General features: G+C 69.4%; 3 protein-coding genes and 1 pseudogene. All 4 read left to right on the forward strand.

All coding sequences use genetic code 11. The annotated features are described in order from the left end of the window. Positions 1-569 (forward strand): annotated as a pseudogene (locus G6048_RS46595) (alpha-1,4-glucan--maltose-1-phosphate maltosyltransferase); the annotation flags it as partial. Next, a complete protein-coding gene (gene treS / locus G6048_RS46600) occupies positions 566-2,266 on the forward strand; it encodes a maltose alpha-D-glucosyltransferase (protein ID WP_165345672.1) in 1,701 nt (566 codons plus the stop codon). The pseudogene G6048_RS46595 and the gene treS, both read left to right, overlap by 4 nt. A 159-nt stretch (positions 2,267-2,425) precedes the next feature. Next, the gene (locus G6048_RS46605; RefSeq protein ID WP_165345673.1) at positions 2,426-3,823 is read left to right on the forward strand and encodes a maltokinase N-terminal cap-like domain-containing protein; all 1,398 of its coding nucleotides are present in this window, start codon (positions 2,426-2,428) and stop codon (positions 3,821-3,823) included. A gap of 93 nt (positions 3,824-3,916) precedes the next feature. Continuing rightward, a partial coding sequence (locus tag G6048_RS46610; protein ID WP_408056246.1) for a GlgB N-terminal domain-containing protein occupies positions 3,917-4,964 on the forward strand: 1,048 nt, incomplete at its 3' end.

Here is a 4,964-nt window from a genome sequence, read left to right on the forward strand (position 1 = left end):
TGCAGCACGGCGGCCGGCCCGCCTTCGAAGTCCGGGCGGTCCTCGCCGCCACCCTCTCCCCCACCTGGGGCATCTACAGCGGGTTCGAGCTGTGTGAGAACACCCCGGTGCGGGAGGGCAGCGAAGAGTACCTGAACTCGGAGAAGTACCAACTCCGTCCGCGGGACTGGGAGTTGGCCGAACGCGAGGGCCGTAGCATCAGCCCCCTCATCACCCGGCTCAACGAGATCCGGCGGGCCAGCCCGGCCCTGCGCCAGCTGCGGGATCTCCACTTCCACCAGGCGGACAAGGAGGAGGTGCTGGTGTTCAGCAAACAGGCGGGGACGGACATCGTGCTCGTGGTGGCCAACCTGGATCCGCACCACACCCAGGAGGCCACGGTCTCGTTGGACATGCCGCGACTCGGCCTGGACTGGCACGAGACCGTGCCGGTGCGCGACGAGCTCACCGGCGCCACCTACCACTGGGGCAGGGCCAACTACGTGCGTCTGGAGCCCGGCAGGCAGCCGGCGCACGTGTTCAAGGTCCTGCGACCGTCCTCACCGATCGGAGGGTCACCCACACCATGATCGTCAACGAGCCCGTTCAGGACACCTTCGAAGACACCCCCGCCAAGGACCGCGACCCGGACTGGTTCAAACGCGCGGTGTTCTACGAAGTCCTCGTCCGCTCCTTCCAGGACAGCAACGGCGACGGCATCGGCGACCTCAAAGGCCTCACCGCCAAGCTGGACTATCTGCAGTGGCTCGGCGTCGACTGCCTGTGGCTACCGCCGTTCTTCAAATCGCCCCTGCGCGACGGCGGCTACGACGTCTCCGACTACACGGCCGTCCTGCCCGACTTCGGGGATCTGGCCGACTTCGTCGAATTCGTCGACGCCGCCCACCAGCGCGGCATGCGCGTGATCATCGACTTCGTCATGAACCACACCAGCGACCAGCACCCCTGGTTCCAGGAATCACGCAGCAACCCGGACGGCCCGTACGGCGACTACTACGTGTGGGCGGACGACGACAAGCAGTACCAGGACGCCCGGATCATCTTCGTCGACACCGAGGCCTCCAACTGGACCTTCGACCCGGTCCGCAAGCAGTACTACTGGCATCGCTTCTTCTCGCACCAGCCGGACCTGAACTACGAGAACCCGGCCGTCCAGGAGGAGATGATCTCCGGGCTCAGGTTCTGGCTGGACCTGGGCATCGACGGCTTCCGTCTCGACGCCGTGCCGTACCTGTACCAGCAGGAGGGCACCAACTGCGAGAACCTGCCGCAGACCCATGAGTTCCTCAAGCGGGTGCGCAAGGAGATCGACGAGCACTATCCGGACACGGTGCTGCTGGCCGAGGCGAACCAGTGGCCCGAGGACGTCGTCGACTACTTCGGCGACTACAGCGTCGGCGGCGACGAATGCCACATGGCCTTCCACTTCCCCGTCATGCCGCGGATCTTCATGGCGGTGCGACGGGAATCCCGCTACCCGGTCTCCGAGATCCTGGCCAAGACCCCGGCCATCCCGTCGGGCTGCCAGTGGGGCATCTTCCTGCGCAACCACGACGAACTCACCCTGGAGATGGTCACCGACGAAGAACGCGACTACATGTGGGCCGAATACGCCAAGGACCCCCGCATGCGCGCCAACATCGGCATCCGCCGCCGCCTGGCCACCCTGCTGGACAACGACCGCAACCAGATCGAACTGTTCACCGCGCTGCTCCTGTCTCTCCCAGGCTCGCCGATCCTTTACTACGGCGACGAGATCGGCATGGGCGACAACATCTGGCTCGGCGACCGCGACGCGGTACGCACCCCCATGCAGTGGACCCCGGACCGCAACGCCGGCTTCAGCTCCTGCGACCCCGGACGGCTGTACCTGCCCACGATCATGGACCCGGTCTACGGCTACCAGGTCACCAACGTCGAAGCCTCCATGAGCAGCCCCTCCAGCCTGCTCCACTGGACCCGCCGCATGATCGAGATCCGTAAGCAGAACCCCGCCTTCGGCCTGGGCTCCTACACCGAACTGCCCTCCACCAACCCCGCCGTCATCGCGTTCCTGCGCGAATACCAAGACGACCTGGTGCTGTGCGTGCACAACTTCTCCCGCTTCGCCCAGCCCACCGAACTCGACCTGCAAGCCTTCAACGGCCGCCACCCCGTCGAACTCATCGGCGGCGTCCGCTTCCCCGCCATCGGTGACCTCCCCTACCTCCTCACCCTCGCAGGCCACGGCTTCTACTGGTTCCGCCTGCGCAAGGACATGGCGTAGGGACGCGGCCCCGCGCCCCGCGAGGGGCGCGGGGAACTGCGCAAAAACGACAGGCGGGGGCGGTTTTCACCGCCCCCGCCTGGGCACGCATCAGTAACACCCCGCGCACCGGCGCGCCCCGGAGGCGACCCGAAGAAAATGGGGAAAGGACGCGACGCCATGTCGGAAGCCGTCACCCGCCCCGCCACGACGAGCCCGGGTCTCCTCGCGTCCCTGGATCCGTTGTTGCGCGAGTGGCTGCCGAGGCAGCGGTGGTTCGCGGGCAAAGGGCGCCCGGTGACCGGTTTCTCGCTGGTCGCGGCGGTCGAGCTGCTGCCGTGGAACGCGAAGCTGGGGCTGCTGCATCTGCTCGTACAGGCCCATCAGCCGCACACTGCCGCCCACGGTGCGCTGCCGCATCCCGGCGACTGCTACCAGCTCCTGATCGGCGTGCGCGAAACGCTCCCGCCACGGCTGGCGCCCGCGCTGATCGGCCACCCCGAAGAGGGACCACTGGCCGGGCGGACGGTGTACGAGGCGCTGCACGACCCGCGCGCCGCCGATCTGCTCCTGGAAGCGCTGCGGACGAGGACGCAGGTCGGTGCGCTGCGCTTCGAGCGCGACACCCGGCAGGAGCTCCGGGACGATCTGGTGCCACGGGTGGTGACGGCCGAGCAGTCCAACTCCTCGATCGTCTACGGAGATACGTTCATTCTGAAGCTGCTGCGCCGCATCCTGCCCGGCGTCAACCCCGATCTGGAGCTGCCGATGGCGCTGGCCCGCGAGCACTGCCCGCGGGTGCCCGCGCCGGCCGGCTGGATGGTCGGGGACCTGGACGGCGATACGTACGTCCTGGGTGTGCTGCAGCCCTTTGTGCGCGGGGCCACGGACGGCTGGGACCTGGCGTTGCGCGAGCTGGCCAAGGGCGAGGACTTCACCGGCGAGGCGCGGGCGCTGGGGCGGGCCACCGCCGAGGTGCATACGGCGCTGGCCCGGGCGTTGCCGACGGTCACGCTGGGCCACACCCAGATGGAGACGCTCGTCGACGGCATGACCGAGCGGCTGGAGGCGGCGGTCCAGGCGGTGCCCGCGCTGCGTCTGTACGCACCCGGGCTGCGGTCCGCGTTCGAGGCGCTCGCCGAGTTGGCGGCGGAGGGCGAGACCTGGACCGCGCAGCGGATACACGGCGATCTGCACCTCGGGCAGTGCCTGCGGGCGCCGGCCGGAGACTGGTCGCTGATCGACTTCGAGGGCGAGCCGTCGAAGCCGCTCGCCGAGCGCCGGCTGCCCCAGCCGACCGCACGGGACATCGCGGGCATGCTCCGGTCCTTCGACTACGCCGCACACTCGCATGAACCGCTGGTGTCGGACTGGGCCGATCGCTGCCGGTCCGCGTACTGCAGCGGATACGCCGAGGTCAACGGCCGTGACCCGCGCTCCGAGCCCGTACTGCTGCGGGCGTACGAGACGGACAAGGCGATCTACGAGGTCGTGTACGAGGCCCGGCACCGGCCCGACTGGCTGCCCGTACCGTTGGCCGCGGTGCACCGACTGGCCGGCGGTCTTGCGGCATCCTGAACCGCCCCACCTCACCCCGCCGAGGAGGCCCCACCTGTGACATCCCGCCCGGACCCAGCCGACCAGCAGCCGAAGAGCACGAAGGCCAAGGCCATGAACGAGGTACCCAAGCCAGGTGTCAGTCCTCAGTCCCGCCCGGGGGCGGACGCGCGGCCCGCGGGGGCCGCGCCAGAGCCGTCCGACGCGGCGGCCACGATGCCGCCCGGTGCGGCGGCTGCGGTGCCGCCCGGTGCGGCGGCTGCGGTGCCGCCCGGTGCGGCGGCTGCGGTGCCGCCCGGTGCCGAGGTGCGCCCCCTGGCCGTACTCGATCGCGGTGACCGGGAGCGGCTGCTGGGCGGTGCGCATCATGATCCGCATTCCGTGCTCGGGGCGCATCCGGTGGCAGACGGTGTGGTCTTCCGGACGCTGCGCCCGTACGCGCGCTCGGTGACCGTGGTGGCGGACGAGCTGCGGTCCGAGCTGCACGACGACGGGGAGGGCTTCTTCTCCGCCGTGCTGCCGCTGCGGGAGGTGCCGGCGTACCGGCTGCTGGTGGAGTACGAGGACACCGTCCAGGACGTCGAGGACCCGTACCGATTCCTGCCCGCCATCGGCGACCTTGATCTGCATCTGTTCGGTGAGGGGCGCCATGAGCAGTTGTGGAAGGCGCTCGGTGCGGAGCCGATGGAGCACCACGGGGTGAGCGGCACCCGCTTCACGGTGTGGGCGCCGAACGCGCGCGGGGTGCGGTTGGCGGGGTCGTTCAATCTCTGGGACGCCACGGCGTATCCGATGCGGTCGCTGGGCTCCTCCGGGGTGTGGGAGCTGTTCGTGCCGGGGCTCGGCGAGGGCGAGCTCTACAAGTTCGAGATCACGCGGCCCGACGGTTCGAAGTCGATGCGTGCGGATCCGATGGCGCGGCGTACCGAGGAGCCGCCCAAGACGTCCTCCGTCATCACCGCCTCGCACCACGAGTGGCAGGACGAGGAGTGGCTGTCCCGCCGGGCGGCCCGGCCCGCCCATGAGTCGCCGATGTCGGTGTACGAGGTCCATCTCGCGTCCTGGCGCCCCGGGCTGACGTATCGCCAGCTGGCCGAGCAACTTCCCGCCTACGTCTCCGAGTTGGGCTTCACCCACGTCGAGCTGATGCCGGTCGCCGAGC

It is taken from the genome of Streptomyces ureilyticus (genome assembly GCF_011045025.1).
Taxonomy (GTDB): domain Bacteria; phylum Actinomycetota; class Actinomycetes; order Streptomycetales; family Streptomycetaceae; genus Streptomyces; species Streptomyces ureilyticus.

Bases quoted from the DNA above. Each gene is read 5' to 3' on its own strand.
- G6048_RS46605 (WP_165345673.1), top strand. From the start codon at position 2,426: ATGTCGGAAGCCGTCACCCGCCCCGCCACGACGAGCCCGGGTCTCCTC.
- treS (WP_165345672.1), top strand. From the start codon at position 566: ATGATCGTCAACGAGCCCGTTCAGGACACCTTCGAAGACACCCCCGCC.